Annotated in this window: 18 protein-coding genes, 1 tRNA gene and 2 pseudogenes; 11 read left to right on the forward strand and 10 right to left on the reverse strand. The window is 59.4% G+C overall.

Annotated features, from left to right (window positions below; translation table 11 throughout):
• Position 1 precedes the first annotated feature (1 nt).
• Positions 2-3,616, forward strand: a complete 3,615-nt coding sequence (locus tag MF6394_RS29080) for a transporter substrate-binding domain-containing protein (protein ID WP_078468064.1) — start codon at positions 2-4, stop codon at positions 3,614-3,616.
• 133 nt (positions 3,617-3,749) lie between these two features.
• Complete coding sequence (locus MF6394_RS29085; RefSeq protein ID WP_078468065.1) at positions 3,750-4,172, forward strand: chemotaxis protein CheY; 423 nt, start codon at positions 3,750-3,752, stop codon at positions 4,170-4,172.
• 50 nt (positions 4,173-4,222) lie between these two features.
• Here MF6394_RS29085 and MF6394_RS29090 read toward each other — a convergent pair whose 3' ends face one another.
• Positions 4,223-5,308, reverse strand: coding sequence for a 3-deoxy-7-phosphoheptulonate synthase (locus tag MF6394_RS29090; protein ID WP_078468066.1), 1,086 nt, complete (start codon positions 5,306-5,308; stop codon positions 4,223-4,225).
• Positions 5,309-6,441: 1,133 nt separating this feature from the next.
• Here MF6394_RS29090 and MF6394_RS29100 point away from each other — a divergent pair.
• Together MF6394_RS29100 and MF6394_RS29105 are read left to right on the forward strand one after the other, a co-directional pair.
• A complete protein-coding gene (locus MF6394_RS29100; protein WP_078468068.1) occupies positions 6,442-7,188 on the forward strand; it encodes a carbon-nitrogen hydrolase family protein in 747 nt (248 codons plus the stop codon).
• The gene (locus tag MF6394_RS29105; protein ID WP_047710536.1) at positions 7,189-7,635 is read left to right on the forward strand and encodes a GNAT family N-acetyltransferase; all 447 of its coding nucleotides are present in this window, start codon (positions 7,189-7,191) and stop codon (positions 7,633-7,635) included.
• A gap of 35 nt (positions 7,636-7,670) precedes the next feature.
• Here MF6394_RS29105 and MF6394_RS29110 read toward each other — a convergent pair whose 3' ends face one another.
• Positions 7,671-7,910 carry a DNA-binding protein gene (locus tag MF6394_RS29110; RefSeq protein WP_044273192.1) on the reverse strand — a complete coding sequence of 80 codons (240 nt, stop codon included), beginning with the start codon at positions 7,908-7,910 and terminating at the stop codon, positions 7,671-7,673.
• A gap of 82 nt (positions 7,911-7,992) precedes the next feature.
• On the opposite strand from MF6394_RS29110, the gene MF6394_RS29115 reads away from it, so the two are divergent.
• The 5 genes from MF6394_RS29115 (at position 7,993) to MF6394_RS29135 (ending at position 11,705) form a co-directional block, all read left to right on the forward strand.
• Positions 7,993-8,358, forward strand: a complete 366-nt coding sequence (locus MF6394_RS29115) for a helix-turn-helix domain-containing protein (RefSeq protein ID WP_044273193.1) — start codon at positions 7,993-7,995, stop codon at positions 8,356-8,358.
• Positions 8,359-8,509: 151 nt separating this feature from the next.
• Positions 8,510-9,151, forward strand: a complete 642-nt coding sequence (gene gacA / locus MF6394_RS29120) for a response regulator transcription factor GacA (protein WP_003190387.1) — start codon at positions 8,510-8,512, stop codon at positions 9,149-9,151.
• Between the two features lies 1 nt (position 9,152).
• Positions 9,153-10,976 (forward strand): excinuclease ABC subunit UvrC, encoded by a 1,824-nt coding sequence (gene uvrC, locus MF6394_RS29125; protein WP_078468069.1) that lies wholly within the window; start codon positions 9,153-9,155, stop codon positions 10,974-10,976.
• Between the two features lie 32 nt (positions 10,977-11,008).
• Positions 11,009-11,569: a CDP-diacylglycerol--glycerol-3-phosphate 3-phosphatidyltransferase gene (pgsA, locus tag MF6394_RS29130; RefSeq protein WP_044273195.1), complete on the forward strand. Its 561-nt coding sequence runs from the start codon at positions 11,009-11,011 to the stop codon at positions 11,567-11,569.
• Positions 11,570-11,629: 60 nt separating this feature from the next.
• A tRNA-Gly gene (locus tag MF6394_RS29135) sits at positions 11,630-11,705 on the forward strand.
• Positions 11,706-11,919: 214 nt separating this feature from the next.
• Here the strand turns inward: MF6394_RS29135 and yecR are convergent.
• The 4 genes from yecR to MF6394_RS29150 form a co-directional block, all read right to left on the reverse strand.
• Positions 11,920-12,063, reverse strand: coding sequence for a YecR family lipoprotein (yecR, locus tag MF6394_RS34820; RefSeq protein ID WP_238597322.1), 144 nt, complete (start codon positions 12,061-12,063; stop codon positions 11,920-11,922).
• Positions 12,064-12,072: 9 nt separating this feature from the next.
• Positions 12,073-12,222: a hypothetical protein gene (locus MF6394_RS34825; RefSeq protein WP_238597323.1), complete on the reverse strand. Its 150-nt coding sequence runs from the start codon at positions 12,220-12,222 to the stop codon at positions 12,073-12,075.
• 78 nt (positions 12,223-12,300) lie between these two features.
• Positions 12,301-12,717 (reverse strand): hypothetical protein, encoded by a 417-nt coding sequence (locus MF6394_RS29145; RefSeq protein ID WP_069557270.1) that lies wholly within the window; start codon positions 12,715-12,717, stop codon positions 12,301-12,303.
• 42 nt (positions 12,718-12,759) lie between these two features.
• Positions 12,760-13,368: a hypothetical protein gene (locus tag MF6394_RS29150; RefSeq protein WP_069557269.1), complete on the reverse strand. Its 609-nt coding sequence runs from the start codon at positions 13,366-13,368 to the stop codon at positions 12,760-12,762.
• A 381-nt stretch (positions 13,369-13,749) separates the two neighbouring features.
• Between MF6394_RS29150 and MF6394_RS34830 the strand changes: the two are divergent.
• Positions 13,750-13,937 (forward strand): annotated as a pseudogene (locus tag MF6394_RS34830) (DUF2165 family protein); the annotation flags it as partial.
• A 366-nt stretch (positions 13,938-14,303) separates the two neighbouring features.
• The gene (locus MF6394_RS29160; protein WP_139129467.1) at positions 14,304-14,636 is read left to right on the forward strand and encodes a hypothetical protein; all 333 of its coding nucleotides are present in this window, start codon (positions 14,304-14,306) and stop codon (positions 14,634-14,636) included.
• A gap of 183 nt (positions 14,637-14,819) precedes the next feature.
• Here the strand turns inward: MF6394_RS29160 and MF6394_RS29165 are convergent, their stop codons facing one another.
• From MF6394_RS29165 to MF6394_RS29185, 4 genes and pseudogenes are all read right to left on the reverse strand, one after another.
• Entirely contained in the window at positions 14,820-15,113 is a 294-nt protein-coding gene (locus MF6394_RS29165; protein ID WP_078468070.1) for a hypothetical protein, read from the reverse strand.
• A gap of 528 nt (positions 15,114-15,641) precedes the next feature.
• The gene (locus tag MF6394_RS34835; protein ID WP_078468071.1) at positions 15,642-15,965 is read right to left on the reverse strand and encodes a hypothetical protein; all 324 of its coding nucleotides are present in this window, start codon (positions 15,963-15,965) and stop codon (positions 15,642-15,644) included.
• Between the two features lie 137 nt (positions 15,966-16,102).
• Positions 16,103-16,548 (reverse strand): annotated as a pseudogene (locus MF6394_RS29180) (contractile injection system protein, VgrG/Pvc8 family); the annotation flags it as partial.
• 265 nt (positions 16,549-16,813) lie between these two features.
• Positions 16,814-17,413 (reverse strand): ketol-acid reductoisomerase, encoded by a 600-nt coding sequence (locus MF6394_RS29185; protein ID WP_153046045.1) that lies wholly within the window; start codon positions 17,411-17,413, stop codon positions 16,814-16,816.
• Between the last annotated feature and the right edge of the window lie 15 nt (positions 17,414-17,428).

A 17,428-nucleotide genomic window follows, 5' to 3' on the forward strand; every position in this document is an offset into this window, starting at 1 on the left:
AATGATCACCGCCGCGTTTATCAGGTTCGTCACGATCCTTTGGATGAGCTTGTTACCTCTGATCGCGGTGGCCCTTGAAGAGCCTCACGCTTTGCGGCTGTTGGGGCACTCTCATATTGAGACCCCGCAAGTGGCGCTGGACGAGGCCGGTTGGCGTTGGCTGCGTGAGCGGCGCAAATTGCTGATGGGCGTTTCGGCGCCCGATTACGCACCTTTTGACTTGACCAATAACAACGACGAACTCGAAGGTATCACGGCCGATTTTGCCGCATTGGTCGGCCAGGCCCTGCATATCTCCATCGAGGTTCGGCGTTATGACACCCGCGATGAGGTGGTCGAGGCGCTGAAGCAGGGGGCGGTGGATTTCCTCGGCTCCGCCAATGGCTATGAAGCGGCCGACCCGCAACTGCTGCTGTCTCGCTCTTATGCCAACGACCAACCGACTTTGGTGACCCGCAGCGGTGACAGCCAGGTATTGAATGACGACCTGGCCGGCAAGCGCGTGGCAATGCTCTATCACTACATGCAGCCCGACGCCGTACGCGCGTTTTACCCCCAGGCTCAACTGGAATTGTTTGCCTCGACGTTCGAAGCCATTGGCGCCGTGGCGTTTGGTCGTGCCGACGTCTACCTGGGGGATGCCATCAGCAGCAATTACCTGATCAATCGCAACCACCTCAATAATGTACGCATGGCGGATTTTTCCGGCCTGGAAGTCAATCCGTTTGCGTTTGCCGTCACCCGCGAAAATGCGCGCTTACTGCCCATCCTCAATGCCGCGCTGGAGGCGATTCCCGCCAGCGAGCAGATGGAAATCCTGCGCCGCTGGAGCGGAGGTAACCTGGGCATAATCGGCGTTGACCGGCTGCACTTGAGCGCCAGTGAACAACGCTGGGTGCAGAAAAATCCACGGGTCAGGGTTGCGGTGCTCAATGACTTCCTACCGTTATCTTTTATTGGTGGTCGGGGTCAATTCGAAGGCTTGAGTGCCGAGGTGTTATCGCGCATCAGCTTGCGCACCGGCTTGAAGTTCGATGTGGTGCCAGGCAGTTCGTTGCCGCGCCAGGTCAACATCGTCAGTGCGGGGACGGCTGACATGCTGGCGGTTATCACCCCCAGTGTGGAGCGGGCCGAAAAAGTACGCTTTACCCGGCCCTATTTGACCAATCCCTTTGTGCTGGTAACCCGTGACAGTCCACACAGCCCGCTCACGTTGGAAGAGATGGTAGGCAAACGCTTGGCCATGGTGGTCGGCAATGGCCTGCACGATGAGATAGCGCAGAATTTTCCAGGCGTGATGTTTGTCGATGTGGAGAACCCTCAGCAAGCCATGGCGCTGGTGGCCAACGGTGACGCCGACGGCGCGGTCAACTCGTTGATCAGCGCGCGTTATTTGATCAGCCGGTATTACCGCGACCGCTTGCGTGTCACCAGTACGGTCGGCACTGAGCCTGCACGCGTGACCTTTGGGGTCAACCGCAGTCAATTGGAGTTGTATTCGATCCTCGACAAGGCGCTGCTGAGTATCACCCCGCAGGAAATGGACGAATTGATTGGCCAGTGGCGCAGCGAGGTCATCATCGAGGACAGTTACTGGTTGCGTTATCGCAACGTGATTCTTCAGGGCTTCGGGTTGGCGGCGTTATTGTTGGCCGTCACGCTGGGCTGGGCCATTTACCTGCGCAGCCTGATTCGTAAGCGCCTGCAGGCCGAGCGGGCGCTGAGCGATCAGATGCGGTTCATGAGCGTATTGATCGACGGCACGCCGCACCCGATTTACGTGCGTGACCGCCAAGGGCGGTTGATGGCGTGCAATAACGCCTACCTCGACGTGTTTGGCTACAAGCTTGAAGACGTGATCGGCAGGACGGTGGTGGAAACCGACGTCGAAAACCCGCCACAGGCCCAGTCGTTTCATGAGGATTACCTGCGCTTGATGGCGGGGGGCGAGCCGCAGATTCATGATCGAATACTCAAGGTGCCCAATGGCGATGTGCTGACCATCTACCAGTGGATGCTGCCGTACCGCGACGGCGACGACAAGGTGGTGGGCATGATTGCCGGTTGGGTCGACGTGAGCGAGCGGCACCGGTTGCTCGGCCAGCTACAGGAAGCCAAGGACGATGCCGACGCCGCCAATCGCGCCAAGACTACCTTCCTGGCGACCATGAGCCACGAGATCCGCACGCCCATGAACGCCGTGATCGGCATGATCGAGCTGGCGTTGAAAAATGCCGAGCAGGGGCGGGTCGACCGCGATGCTCTGGAGGTGGCCTCGGTGGCTTCACGGGGCATGCTGGAGTTGATCGGCGATATTCTCGATATCGCGCGCATCGAGTCGGGGCACTTGTCGTTGACCCTGGAACCCGCCAACCTGCATGAGCTGTTGGCGTCGGTCGCGCGCGTGTTCGAGGGGCTGGCCCGCGCCAAGGGGCTGGCGCTACAGGTTGAGCTGGACCCGTTGATTGACCGGGCGGTGCTGGTCGACCCGCTGCGATTCAAGCAGGTGGTATCGAACCTTTTGAGCAATGCGATCAAGTTCACTTCTCATGGGCAGGTCAGCCTGGTTGCGCGGGCTAAGGTCGAGGATGATCGCTTGGCCGTCCAGTTATGGGTGCAAGACACCGGCATCGGAATCAGCATCGCCGATCAGCAGCGGTTGTTCAGTGTGTTTATCCAGGGCAGCAATAACCAGCAGTCGGCACGTAGCGGGTCTGGGCTGGGGTTGGTGATCAGTCGCAGCTTGTGTGAAATGATGGGCGGCCAATTGCACTTGAGTAGCGTGTTGGGGCACGGGACTCGGGTGGACGTGACGCTGACCCTGGCCATGACCGCCACGCTGCCGGCCCCGGTTGAGCCTGCACACGAGGCGGTGCCTGAGGGCCGTGCGCTGAAGATTCTGGTGGTGGACGACTACCCGGCCAACCGCTTGCTGCTGGCTCGACAGTTGAGCTTTCTGGGCCACGATATCGTCACGGCCGAAGACGGTGTTCAAGGGCTTGAACAGTGGCGAGCGGGGCAGTTCGACGGCGTCATTACCGATTGCAACATGCCGTTCAAGAACGGCTATCAGCTGGCACAGGAGATTCGCGCGCAAGAGCGTGAACAGGGTCTGGAACCCTGCCTGTTGCTGGGGTTCACCGCCAACGCACAACCGGAGGAAGCCGAGCGCTGCCGGCAGGCGGGCATGGATGGCTGCCTGTTCAAGCCAACCGGGCTTGACGACTTGCGGTCGGCGCTGGCCTCGCGTGTGGCCGACGCGGGCCCGCAGCCCGTGGCGACATTCGACTTGAGCACATTGGTCGCGCTGACCGGCGATGATCACGCTGCGCTTGTCGAATTGCTGGCGCCGTTACTCGAAAGCCTGGAGGCAGACCGTGCCTTACTGCCGCGCCTGTCCAGCCAGGCAGATTTTGCCAAGCTGCACGACCTGGCTCACCGTGCCAAGGGCGGCGCGCGGATGGTCAAGGCAAACCTATTGATCAGTGGGTGTGAAGCATTGGAGGCAGTGTGTGAACAGCGCGACCGTCAGGCATTGGGACCAGCGGTTGAGGGCGTGGCTGAAGCGATCGATGTTTTGCGTCATGGCTTGAGCGCTTATTGCAATCAGCCTTGACTGCGGTTGATCGCCATTCGGGAAATTTGGGAAAACTCTTACGCGAACCGGGAACATGCCTGATTTTGTCGTCGGCATATGTCTGGAAAATGGGCAGCGCTCACTGCCGAGCACTGCCTGCCAGGGGTTTGCCATGCCGAACAAAGCACTGACCATCCTGATTGCCGATGAACAGCATCTGCAACGCCTGTACATCGAGAAAATGCTCAACCGGTTGGGCTATTACCGGATCGTGCCGGTGCAAACGTTCGAAGAGGTGCGGATTCTTACCGCCATTCCTGCCGAACCCTTCGATGTGCTGATAATCCATGCCGGGCTGATGGCCCAAGCCTATGACCCTCAGCCCCAGGTGCGTCATGTACTGGTCTACGAACATCTGGACCTGGGCGCACCTTGCGGAGTAACACCAGCCGTGCGGGTGCGCCTGCCGGGCGTGCCGGACCACGTCAACCTCGAACACTTCATGGACATCGTCGACCCCTGCGAGACTGCCCACGGCCTGCGGGTGTTGCCGTGGTTGCGGGAGTTGTCTCGCATGCCGGTGGCCCGGGCATAACCTCACTGGGCCTGTGGCGAGGGAGCAAGCTCCCTCCCAGATGTTGATTTTCACCGATCAGTCGGCTTGCCGTGCTCCCGCAACCGCTCAGCGGCACTGCGCAACAACTGCTCGGTCCCGTCCCAACCCAGGCAACCATCGGTCACCGAAACGCCGTATTTCATCGACGCGCTCAGCGGCTGGCAGCCTTCGAACAGGTGACTTTCAAGCATCATGCCGACCAGCGAGGTATCACCTTGCAAGCGCTGCTCCAGCACCTCATTGAATACCGCCGGTTGGCGCAGCGGGTTCTTGCCGCTGTTGGCATGGCTGCAGTCGACCATGATCCGCGCCGCCACTTTGGACTTGGCCAGGTCATGCTTTACATCGGCCACGCTTTGCGCATCGTAGTTCGGCCCACGGTGGCCGCCGCGCAGCACCAAGTGGGTGTCGGGGTTGCCGGGTGTCTGGATGATCGCCGGGTGGCCCTGGCTGTCGACGCCGAAATGGCGATGCGGGTGAGACGCTGAGCGCATCGCATCACAGGCAATGGCGACGCCACCGTCGGTACCGTTCTTGAAGCCCACGGGCATGCCCAGGCCGCTGGCCATTTCGCGGTGAATCTGCGATTCGGTGGTGCGTGCGCCAATGGCGACCCACGTGAGCACGTCATCGAAGTAGCCGGCGGCCATGGGTTGCAGCAACTCGGTGGCGACCGGCAGGCCCAGGCGCAGCATTTCACGCATCAGTTCGCGGGACAGGGTCAGGCCGGCGGCCATGTCATCGCTGCCGTCCAGGTGCGGGTCGTAGGCCAGGCCTTTCCAACCCACTGTGGTGCGCGGTTTCTCGACGTAGGCACGGATCACCAGCAGCATCTGGTCGCTGACTTCAAGCGCGAGCTTCTTCAGATTGCGCGCGTATTCCATGGCCGATTCCGGGTCGTGGATCGAGCACGGGCCGACAATCACCAGCAAGCGTGAATCTTCACCATTGAGGATGGCGCGCACGGCTTGGCGATGGGCGTGGACTTGTTCATTGAGGAACGGGCTGAGCGGGAGTTGATGCTTGAGCTCAAGGGAGCTGGGCAAACGCTGGGTCAGGGCTTCATTGGCACTGTTGAGGGTAGAGACGGGCAAAGCGGCGACGGAGGAGTTCATATTCAAGGCTTCCTGGGCAAGCGGCGGGCGATTCCCGCACGCTTGGCCTACTGGGGTGTTCGACAATTGGCCGTATCGGCTACGTGTGTTGGCTTGCCACCACGGGGTGACCGGTCGGAGGCGGCAGGCTGTCCCGAACGGAGCTGGCTAAATCGCCATGCAGTGCAAGTGTCGTAGCGGTAATAGGTGGTGAAGTTCATGGCGTGATTCCTTTAAGTGATCGTGAGCAAACAGGTTGTCAGGCGCTGAAAAAACAAAACCCCCGGTCGGGGAGCCGACCGGGGGTTTAGATTTCTCTGGTAGGCGACCCCTTGAGTAGTGGGCGCCGATTTCAGGTATCAGGCGCGCCAGTGGCTAAACCAATACCCAAAATAAAAGCCGGCCAGTGCGCTCGAACCGTTCACACGGGTAGCCGACACCGAGCGCAAGGCGCTGGCAGCAGGGCAAACCTGAGTGTGGGTGAGTGGCAACATGGGGCTCTCCAAATGATGGGGGGAGCTTACTAGAGGCGTGCAGGTGGATTCAATCAGTAATTTCTATTGTGTGGCGCTACTTACCGCTATGGGCAATGCTGGACCTGTGGCGAGGGAGCTTGCTCCCGTGACGGCCTGCCAGCCGACGCCTATCTACCTGACACCCCAACGATTCCACTGTGGGAGCGGGCTTGCTCGCGAAGGCGGCCTGGCAGTCGACACAGTTGGATTGTGTGCATATCCATTGCTGCGGTAACGGCTACTTAGGGTTCCGCCTGACGGCGGGTCACTTTCGAAAAGCGCGAAAGTAACCAAAGCGCTCTTGCCCCACCACTCGGCACCTCGCTTAGGCTCGGTGTGCCCGTAATCCGCCAGTGATTTGGGGGGCCGCCGCCACGCGCCATCCATGGCGCGGGGCGGCTAAACCGGCATCCCTGCCGGTTTACCCCCCAAATCCCTGTCGAATTCCGGCCAGCGTGGTTTGACGGGGCGCTTAAGATCAAGATCAAAAGCAGATCAAAAGCAGATCAAGAGCGACTCGCTTCGCATCGTGGTTACCGTCCGCTGCTACAGTCCACTCAGTTGTGTAGATACCTATGCCGTTATGGGCAAGTGTGGATATGCTGACGGCTCTCCAACAATGATTGCCAGGACGCGACCATGACTGCCTTGACCCTTGCTGCGGCGCAAACCGTTTCCATCCCGGGCGATGTCGCTGCCAATATCCAGCGGCACCTGGCGTTGATGCGGGTCGCGGCTGAACAGGGCGTGCAATGCCTGGTGTTTCCAGAACTGTCATTGACCGGCTACGAGCCGTTCCTGGCGGCCGACTTGGCCATCGCCCCGCAAGACGCCGTATTGGCGCCGTTGCGTGAGCTGGCGCGGGAGCTGCGGTTGACGGCCGTGGTGGGCATGCCGGTGCGGTTGGCGCCACAAGCAGGCGTGCTGATCGGCGCGTTGGTGCTGGGGGCGGGCTCAGTCGGCGTCTACACCAAGCAGCACTTGCACCCCGGTGAGGAGCTGGCATTTGCTGCGGGGCAGGGCGGTGAGGTCTTGGCATTCGGAGATGACCGCATAGCATTGGCGGTGTGCGCGGACTTTTCCCAGGCCAGCCATCCACGTCAAGCGGCGGCAGCGGGCGCCACGGTGTATGCCGCCGGCGTACTGATCAGCGAGGGTGGCTACGCGGCAGACAGTGCTTTGCTTGAAGGCTATGCGGCCGAGCATGGCCTGTTGGTGCTGATGGCTAACCATGGTGGCCCGTCCGGAGGCTGGGCTTGTGCGGGCCGCAGTGCAATTTGGACCGCCGATGGCAACTTGCTTGTTGCCGTCCCCGGTGTCGGCGACGCGCTGGTGATCGCCCGTCGCGAGAACGGGCAGTGGACCGGCCAGGTGGTAGCTCTCTGAATGAGGTTTCATTTGCGCCGGGCCACTGAGCAAGACTTGCCGTTTGCCCGCACCTTGACCCATGAAGCCATGAGCCATTATTACCGTCAGAACGGCTTGTTGTGGTCCAACGACGGCTTCGACGTGGCCTGGGCGGGCCGCGAGAACTGGCTGATCTGCAACGATGACGGCGTGATGGGCTTTATCAGCCTGAGCCGCGACGGCAAGGCCCTGTATATCCGCGAACTGCACCTGCTGGAGTGCTGCCGCAAGCAGGGTGCGGGCAGTTGGGTGCTCGAGCAAATGGTGCTTAAGGCACGCGTCGAGGGCCTGGGCTTTCTACGGTTGACGGTGTTCAAGACCAACCCGGCAAGAAGGCTGTATCAGCGCCTGGGGTTGAGCATTGTCGGTGAAGAGGATGGCTTCTGGCGGATGGAGCGTGAGTGTCGCGCACTCACATCGGACTAAAACAGGCACGTCCTACAAATAAGCGCATACTGCTGTCAGCTAGTGCTTTGTTCATCGTGGGATTGAGCTTCAGGCTCATCCACGATAACGCCCTCTTTCATGCCCAGAAGTACCGCCACTTTATGGGCTTCTCCACGTCGTCCTTTTTTTCGCCCGGCGAGCACTTGATAAGTGGTTGCCGGGTCTACGCCATGCTCCCGGGCGAACGCTTGAACTGACTTTCCTTGATGTTCCAGCCAGGCCTTGGCTTGTGCAGCAGTACGGATTCCGGGCATAGTTCAAAACCGTTCAAGTTTGTTTAACGAAGTGATGGTGTGACACCTCTTGGGGTGTGCCAATTTAGGATCATACATCCAAATGAGTGGAATCGGTTCGCGCTTAAGGCAAGAAAGAGAGCGACTTGGCCTGTCGCAGAAAGTTTTTGGAGAAATTGGAGGCGTTGAAGCGAACGCCCAAGGCAAATATGAAAGCGGTGGTCGTGCACCCAAGGCCGACTATTTGTCTCGCGTCGCCGAAAAAGGTGTGGATATCCTGTATGTGTTGACCGGCAGCCCAACGCCGATCCAGTTGGATAACCTGAGCGAGATCGAAGAAAAAGTGCTGGGCAATTACCGAGCGATGTTCAAGGAAGACCAGGATGCAATCCGTCGCTTGACCAGCACCTTGGCCGAGCATTCCGGCGTGGTGAACGGAAAAGCCAAGCCGCACCCCCAGGAATCCTGACCTTTAACCCAGGAAACAGGGCTGTTCGTCACCCGGCGAACAGCCCCAACGCGTTGAATCTCTATATATATGACACTTGCAACTAGGTCTGCGCCTTGGTTTTTTGCTAAGGTGTTCAGCAACCTATAAGACCATATCGCGAGGTGTCTGCTTGATTAGGGTGCTAGTAGTCGATGACCATGATCTCGTTCGTACAGGTATTACACGAATGCTGGCTGACATCGACGGCCTGCAAGTAGTCGGCCAGGCGGAGTCGGGGGAGGAATCCCTGATCAAGGCCCGAGAGTTGAAGCCCGATGTGGTGCTGATGGACGTCAAGATGCCTGGGATTGGCGGTCTTGGTGCCACGACCAAGCTATTGCGCAGCCACCCGGACATCAAGGTCGTGGTCGTAACGGTGTGTGAGGAAGACCCGTTCCCCACCCGTTTGCTGCAAGCCGGTGCCGCCGGCTACCTCACCAAGGGCGCAGGCTTGGCCGAGATGGTGCAAGCCATTCGCCTGGTTTTTGCCGGCCAGCGTTACATCAGCCCGCAAATTGCCCAGCAATTGGCCATCAAATCGTTCCAGCCCACCAGCGATTCGCCGTTTGATGCGCTGTCGGAGCGGGAAATCCAGATCGCCCTGATGATCGTCGGTTGCCAGAAGGTGCAGACCATCTCTGACAAGCTGTGCCTGTCGCCCAAGACCGTCAATACCTACCGTTATCGTATCTTCGAGAAGCTCGCCATCAGCAGTGATGTTGAATTGACCCTGCTCGCGGTGCGCCACGGCATGGTGGACGCCAGCGCCTGACATGACCACACCGTTTGATCCCAGTGCCTTTCTCTCCACCTGCAGTGGCCGCCCCGGCGTGTACCGCATGTTCGACAGCGAGGCGCGCCTGCTTTACGTGGGCAAAGCCAAGAACCTGAAGAGCCGTCTGGCGAGCTACTTTCGCAAGACCGGCCTTGCGCCGAAAACCGCCGCCCTGGTGGCGCGTATCGCTCAGGTCGAAACCACGATCACCGCCAATGAAACCGAGGCGCTGCTGCTTGAGCAGACGCTGATCAAGGAATGGCGGCCGCCTTACAACATCCTGCTGCGTGACGATAAATCCTACCCTTACGTATTTTTATCGGACGGCAACTTTCCGCGCCTGAGCATTCACCGCGGGGCAAAAAAGCAGAAGGGCAAGTACTTCGGGCCTTACCCCAGCGCCGGGGCGATTCGTGAAAGCCTGAGCCTGCTGCAAAAAACCTTTTTTGTGCGCCAGTGCGAAGACAGCTTCTACAAGAACCGCACACGGCCGTGCCTGCAATACCAGATCAAGCGCTGCAAGGCGCCCTGTGTGGGCCTGGTGGAACCTGCGGAGTACGCCGAGGATGTGCGGCACTCGGTGATGTTCCTGGAAGGGCGCAGCAATGCGCTCACCGATGAGCTCTCTGGAGCCATGGAGCAGGCCGCCAGCACCCTGGATTTCGAAAAGGCTGCCGAACTGCGCGACCAGATCTCCCTGCTGCGCCGTGTCCAGGACCAGCAAAGCATGGAAGGCGGCACCGGTGACGTCGACGTGATTGCCGCGTTCGTCAACCCGGGCGGTGCCTGTGTGCACTTGATCAGCGTGCGTGGTGGGCGGGTGCTGGGGAGCAAGAACTTCTTCCCGCAGACCGGTATCGACGAAGACGTGGCAGAGGTCATGGCTGCGTTCCTTGGCCACTATTACGTCAGCAGCCCAGAGCGGGACCTGCCGTCGGAGCTGATCGTCAACGTGGTGCATGAAGACTTTCCCACCTTGATCGAAGCGATCCACGAGCTGCGCGGCCGCGAACTGGACATCAGCCACCGCGTACGCGGTACCCGTGCCCGCTGGCAGCAACTGGCCGTGACCAATGCCGAACAGGCCCTGGGTGCGCGCCTGGCGAACCGGCAGCACGTCGCTGCACGCTTCGACGCCCTGGCCGAGGTGCTCAACCTGGACGAGCCGCCCCAGCGCCTGGAGTGCTACGACATCAGCCACTCCAGCGGCGAGGCCACAGTGGCCTCGTGCGTGGTATTCGGGCCGGAAGGGCCGATCAAGGCCGACTACCGGCGCTACAACATCGAAGGCGTTACCGCCGGCGATGACTACGCCGCCATGCACCAGGCACTCACGCGGCGCTTCAGCAAGTTGAAGGACGGGGAGGGCAAGTTGCCCGATATCCTGCTGGTAGACGGCGGCAAGGGCCAGTTGTCCATGGCCCGTGACGTGCTCAACGAACTGGCGGTGCCCGACCTGATCCTGCTCGGCGTCGCCAAGGGCACCACGCGCAAGGCCGGTTTTGAAACGTTGTACTTGAATGATGCCGCCCATGAGTTCACTTTGAAGGGCGACTCACCCGCACTGCACTTGATTCAACAAATCCGCGACGAAGCGCACCGTTTCGCCATTACCGGCCACCGCGCCCGGCGTGGCAAAACCCGGCGAACCTCAACCCTGGAAGGGCTTGCGGGGGTAGGCCCGACGCGACGTCGCGACTTGCTTAAACATTTTGGTGGCTTGCAGGAGCTGTCCCGTGCCAGCATTGACGAGATAGCCAAAGCACCCGGTATCAGTAAAAAGCTCGCTGAGCTGATTTATGCAAACCTGCACAGCGAATAGAATGCCTTCTCACCTCGTAGCCAGTTGTGCCGATGAATATCCCTAATCTGATTACCGTTCTACGCGTCCTGCTTATCCCGATTTTCATTCTGTTGTTCTATTTGCCGTATGAATGGAGCTACGTTGCCTCCAGCTCGGTATTCGCCTTCGCAGCCGCCACCGACTGGCTCGACGGCTACCTGGCACGCCGCCTGGAACAGAGCACGCCCTTCGGCGCGTTCCTTGATCCCGTGGCCGACAAACTCATGGTCGCCGTTGCCCTGGTGCTGCTGGTGCAGGAACACGGCAACCTGTGGCTGACCCTGCCGGCCGCCGTCATCATCGGCCGCGAGATCGTCGTCTCGGCCCTGCGCGAGTGGATGGCCGAAATCGGCGCCCGCGCCCACGTCGCTGTCTCCAACATGGGCAAATGGAAAACCGCCGCGCAGATGCTCGCGCTGGTCATCCTGCTGGCCAACCCGTCGGACTTCACATTTTGGGTACTCACCGGCTACGCCTTGCTGCTCATCGCCGCCGGCCTGACCCTGTGGTCCATGCTGCAATACTTGCGCGCCGCCTGGCCTCATCTGCGAACCACGGTTGAAAAGAAATAAAACTTTTTTGAATCAAGGGGTTGACGGGTGCTGAGGATTCTATAGAATGCGCATCACCAAGCGGGAATAGCTCAGTTGGTAGAGCACGACCTTGCCAAGGTCGGGGTCGCGAGTTCGAGTCTCGTTTCCCGCTCCAAGCATAAAAGAAAAAGCCACTCTAACGAGTGGCTTTTTTTTTGCCTGTGTGATTTACGGAATGGACGCTTAGGCGTCTTTTTTTGTTTGTGCGCACACCCGTAGGGTGGGCGCTCAAGTTCGTATTGTTACTAGATCCGCTCAGTTCGCCTGGGTCGCCAGGCGAACTACTGTTCGCTCAACTTCCCGACGCGCCTGGACGCTTGGCGAGGGCGTCACTTCTGGCACCGATAATCCTGAGTCACGGTGGTTTCCAGGCAGTGGAATTGCCCCATCGTGCGACACACGGATTTTTGTGCGCCTGCGCGCTCAGCGCGCGCGTAGTTCCAAAATTGGCAGCGCCCCGTGGCAATCGCCAACCCTTGAGACTACCGGATCTGAGCGTACTCAAACGGCGTACATACGTAGAAGAGTTGCACAAGCCCGTCGGACGGGTTGCCGCCGGTGGCCTCCCAATATTTCGGCGTTGCGCAGCCTGCAATGAGCGGTAGGGCGATGGCGACGATGACGGATTTCATTGTCGAGGACGATCCTTCAAGAGTAAAACATGACGTTTGTAGGAGGTGTTTTCACTAGCCTGTCTCAGCGTCGGTTGCCTAAGGCGGCCCAAACTTGACCGACTGGCAGCCACTGGAGAGCAGCAATTCGCCTTCATCGGCTTCAAACCCGACGACCTTCCTGTCCTGGTCCACGGTGATGGAAAGGATGCAGCGATTCGGGTTATTGACGGTTGCCCAATAGTTGGTGTGCACCATCACGTTGCCCTGCCTTTCCGCGCTTTGTGCCACCACCTCATTGCTGTTGTAGGAAGTATCGCGGTACCACTGCATCACCACATGCTGGTCGTCCGCGGTGCGGTCCATTTTTTGCGGCGGCCCAAAAAAATTAATTGCGTCCTGCGCCGCACGCCCCTTCCACTGGCTGCGGGCATACATCTCCGGCACGGTGTCAAAGCTGACGCAGCCGGTCTGCAGCAGCACGAGGGCCAGGGCCAATGCGCCTGTGTATTTCATGTCGATCACTCATAGTTCAAGCATGCCAGTCGGCGCTGAAGGTTATTTTTTCTCAGGGGCGCCCAAGAGGAAGTTGAGGTCGCGCATCACGTCCTCGGTGCTGCTCTTCCTGGATTCAATGCGGATCGGCTGATTACCCGGCAACTGATTGAAGAGGCCTTGCTGCGTGATCGCTACCAGTTGTGCGTTGTCGATGGAGCCGACGCCCATCGGCATCATGGCGTTGGACTTACGTTTGCCTGGTGCGCAGGCGAAGTCATAGCCACGCTCCAGCCAGCTCTTGGGCACCGGCACCCAGCGTTCAGGCGCCGGCAGCACCGTGGTGGCCCCGGCGCGCAGGTAGGCGGTGGCCGAGTTCACCCTGAGCTGTCGCTCCGGGCATTGCAGCTCCAGCGCGTAGCTCACGTAGTTGGGACTGTTGGGGCTTTCAAACACCTGCACGACTGTCAGCAGTGTGTTTTGCGGGTGTTGTTGTGTGGCTTTTACCGACTGTGCATCGGCGAAGAACAGGTCTCTGTTGGGCGTGTCGCCGGTGCCAAAGATCATCCACCAGTCGGTGGCCACTGCGGGGGCTGCGCTTAGCGATAAGAGGGCGAAGGTCGAACCTGCGAGCAGGCGCTTTCGCAAACCGAGGGTGATGTTGTTGTACATGGTCAATCGACTCCTGTCGTGGACGCTGGGAGGGCCAAGGCTCAATCAAACGAGCGAGTGGGCACATCCTAGGCAGTGTCATCCGTGGGCTTCAATAACGTGGGAGCAATCAGGACGCATCCTGCGAACCCATGCGCTTGGTCTGTAGGAGGTGTCTTTCAATGGCGTAGTGGGTGGCTTATCCAAGCATTGAAAAAGCCTCGGAAATTGAATGGATGCCTAAGAGTTGGGGGCGCACTTCACCTTCGGCAGTCGATTGCGCGGACTCTTACGCCCCAAACGAACATCTATCGGATGCTGAGCCCTGACGCAGGTATAGCGTGCTGAGCTTTTCAGGCCTTTGCAGAAGATGAGCATGCTTACGCGTTACGCAAAGATGGCCACTTCACCTTCGTCCAGCACGTGCTGAGCATGGACACCACCTTTGCCGACAACGCCGCCATGTGGCGAGCGATCAGCGCCCCGTGTCTATGGTACGTTGCGTACTGGCTGATCATTGCCGGGGAGGCACTGACAGCCACATGCTGGGCGCAGGTGTGCTGATGTTGTGGCGCGCCCGGCACGCCGACGTCCATCCCCATAGGCCGGTGCGCGCGATGCCCGCACCGGTTGTCAGGGTTACTTCGTGCAGGCCAGGCGCGAGTACTTCGGCGGCTCAAGCAGGATGCCTGGAGTCATGACCGTCGAGCAGTTGAACACACGGCCCTTGGCGGCGGAGTCTAGGAGTGCGTAGTGGGCCCCACAATCACCTGGAGGAAATCGAGACGGAAGCTACCGTGGAGCGTGTTGTGGCTGACGGAAATCGGCTACAACAACCCAAGCGGTTATCCGGCTCTGCCACGCCGCATGACGCGCCCAATGCTCACCCGAATGAGCTAAGCGACATGGGAACTGGAACCGGTGAACGCGGCGTTTATACTCAGTGAACCCGCAGTGTGAAAAAGGCAAAAAAATACATGGAGCTACACAAGGAGCAAGGAATGGGCTATGGGCAGGGGAAAGAAACGCGCACAGGGCGACGATCAACGATGCTTCGCGCTGCCAGCGCGGAATGTTCCGGCGTGCGTCTGCGGGTAGTGCTGTCGGAGTGCAAGATCGTGCCAATGGATTTCGCGCTATTTCTGAAGATCAGCCCCCAGCGGCTGACCAACTGGTTTTCTCGTGGTATCCCGCACTCGCAGCTCGATAGGATCGCAGGACTGTTGAGCGTTAATGCACAATGGCTGGAAACAGGGGCTGGGGAAAAATTCCCGGCGACAGGCGAGTAGCGAGCCCTGCGGGAGCACATAGCAGGATTCCCCAACCGCAGGGTGGGCGTCCCTTGAGATGACGAAAGTGATGAAGGTATGACGCGGCCAATGCGCCGTTGACGTACTGCGGTCTTTGACTAGGGCTTGGCGGCGGGTGTCTGTCAAACCGCATCAGGCACATGCCGGCTTTATGGCCGGTAGTCAGTACTCATCCAGCAGAAACACCGCCGTAAGGTTCCGGTCCGCTTGCGTGAAGACACAGAGGTCCAACCCGTCACTGATGACATAGGACGACAGCAGGTAACCGCCGAGCTTCAGAGCAGCATCGTTGTAGCGCCGATGTTCTGCGCGCACATCGCCCCAATCGCCGCAGATGTGCCGGCGTACGTAGGGAAGTGGGTCGAGCAGATCCTGTCGGATCAGGGCGTCGACACAGCGGGAGATGGTCAGGCCACCGAAGGGAAATCGTGGCTGAAGGCTGAGGAGGGCGGACATGGGGATGCGCAGTTCCTCCACGGCGATGGGGCTTCGTACTCTAGCAAGGTCGAACGTTCCGACGGCGAGGTCGCGGTCACAATCACGCACGTGATGGCGTTGCTTGTGGGGTCGGCAGGCGTGCTTTGGCTGGGTAGGACAGTTCCATGGGGGGCCGGCTCTTGGCGACGTGTCCAACCCCGCAGGTACTTCATCGTTGGCTGACCCATGACGGTGTCACTTTTTATGGGTGAGGGCGTTCGGCTCCGCTGGTTTCCTTGACCGCAAACATCAGGCAGCGCACCGCTTCACGATCCTGTTCCGACAAGCAACGGTAGTAGTGGACCAGACGCTCTTCCTCTCGGTTGAGCTGTCGGGGCCGCAGGGCTGTACCAAGGGCGGTACGCAATGAGGGGAAAAGCGAAGTATTTTGCATAATCCAAGTTCTTCATGAGATGAATGGAGACGTGGGCTTATTGCCCGGAACAACTGAATAGATAACGTTTATTATAGAAAAGGGCTCGTCATTTTTCGTGACTGCTTGGTATTTCAGATGGGGCCGTCGGAAGTGTTTGGCGAAGGTGTAGGAACGATCTTTCGAGGGCGACTGAATAGAGGCACGATTGAGTGAAGAGCTTGCCAACTGGCATCAATCATCAGGTTGCCGGTGGAAAAGCGCTGGCCTGTCAAAAACGGGTCATCTCCATGTAGTGCAGGGCCTTTTTGGCTGAGGCGGCCGCTGCGGTCGTCTTGGATGCAGGCCAGCAGGCTGCCCTGGGTGCGCAGCACTTCATCATTAATTGCCCCGAAGTCGCAGATCACCCGGCCATTGAGGTTGAGTTGGCGTTGGTCGGGTCGGGTCAGGGTTTCCAAGTTGCCCAGGGCGTCGTACGCGTATTGCAGGTCACCGGCATCACTGCTTTCGCTGAGCAGTTGATCGAGGGCGTCATAGCGAAATTTCAGTTGCTGCTGTTCGCCGTTGTGCGCTTTAAAAGTGATCGCCAGCAGGTTGTCGTCCGCGTCTTGTGTTTGGGCAGTTCGTAGGGCGGCAGGTTGGTCTGTCTGTAGGCGGCCCCAGTGGCGATCGGCTGGTCAGGATCTCCGTCCAGGTGGCTGATCACTAACTCCTGGCCTACGCGCGGGATCGCGATGGAGCCCCAGGTCGCCCCGGCCCAGCCTTGGGTGACGCGGACAAAGAATAAGACGTACCGAGGCCGCTACCAAAGGATTCCTCCTGCAAACTGGTGTGTTGCTTGCCTTCGTGCTTGATGGCGATGGTGCGCCAGCGGTCGTTGAAGTCCTCACGGGGATGATCGTTGAGGTCGAAGGCCAACCCCGGTTGCAGGCGTTCATCGTCGCCTTCCAAATGGGCCAACTTGGCGTCGTTGCGTAGCGCCGTTAGGCGCGTGTTGGTGAAGGGCTTGCCAGCGATGTCGCGTTTGTAGCGGCCGGGGTAACAACCCGATTACACAGCGCAGTTTTGAAGGGTTTGTGTTGCCCAGGACCTTGTTGGAAGAGCGCAAAACGAAGAGGGACCTGAACAAGGTTGGGGGTGTTGTCGCAATAGCTTTCAGCGATGAGCGCCCATAAGTCAGCGATCACACACCACCCGCTCGACACGCACCGTTGGCAGTGTCATTTGTATTTCGAATGTACCGAGTGAGGCCTTGCAGCAATTGGGAGAAACGTTGGGCATAGATATCCCCCTGCGATGGAAGCAGTCAAGTGCTGTTGATTTCCAGCTGCACGCTGGGCACGCCGAGAGAGGAGGCAAATAGTGTGAGCGTATGATGCTTGGCGGCAGGGAAGTAGTCGTCTGAGACGTTGCGAAGCCCTTCCTTGCGCAAGGCTTTGCGTAAGGAAGGGACGATATCCGTGCGGCCCAGCAACGACGCCCCTTCCATGGTGCCAAAGTCGACATCGTAGGGGCGCGAGGTGCTGCTGCCTTGGAGGTCAATCAATAGCTTGGGCTTGTGCTGTTTGATCAGCTCGGCGACTTCGGCCTTGAAGGCATTGTCGTCATAGTAGTTGGGGTCGGATGGGCTGCGGTATTGGGTATAAATGACCGTTGCGCAGGTTAAGGTATTGAGCAGTTTGGCCAGCGCCGCCGTGCCTGCGCCGTCGGAAAAACGATAGCTGCCTTCTCGATAGGGCTTCGTGGCGTGGGGCGCGGTGATGAGCACGGGCGTACTGCCTTTGAGGACAGCATACCAAGCAGTGTCGGTGGGGGCGGCTGTGGCACTTTGAGCCTCGATCGCTGTTTCAATCGCTATCGCGTCTTGTATCTGCGACGGCTCGATGAGGGCACGTTCTGCCTGCACCACCCCATGGTGGTG

It is taken from the genome of Pseudomonas sp. MF6394, from assembly GCF_002018845.1.
In the GTDB taxonomy this organism is placed as follows: Bacteria; Pseudomonadota; Gammaproteobacteria; order Pseudomonadales; family Pseudomonadaceae; genus Aquipseudomonas; species Aquipseudomonas lactis.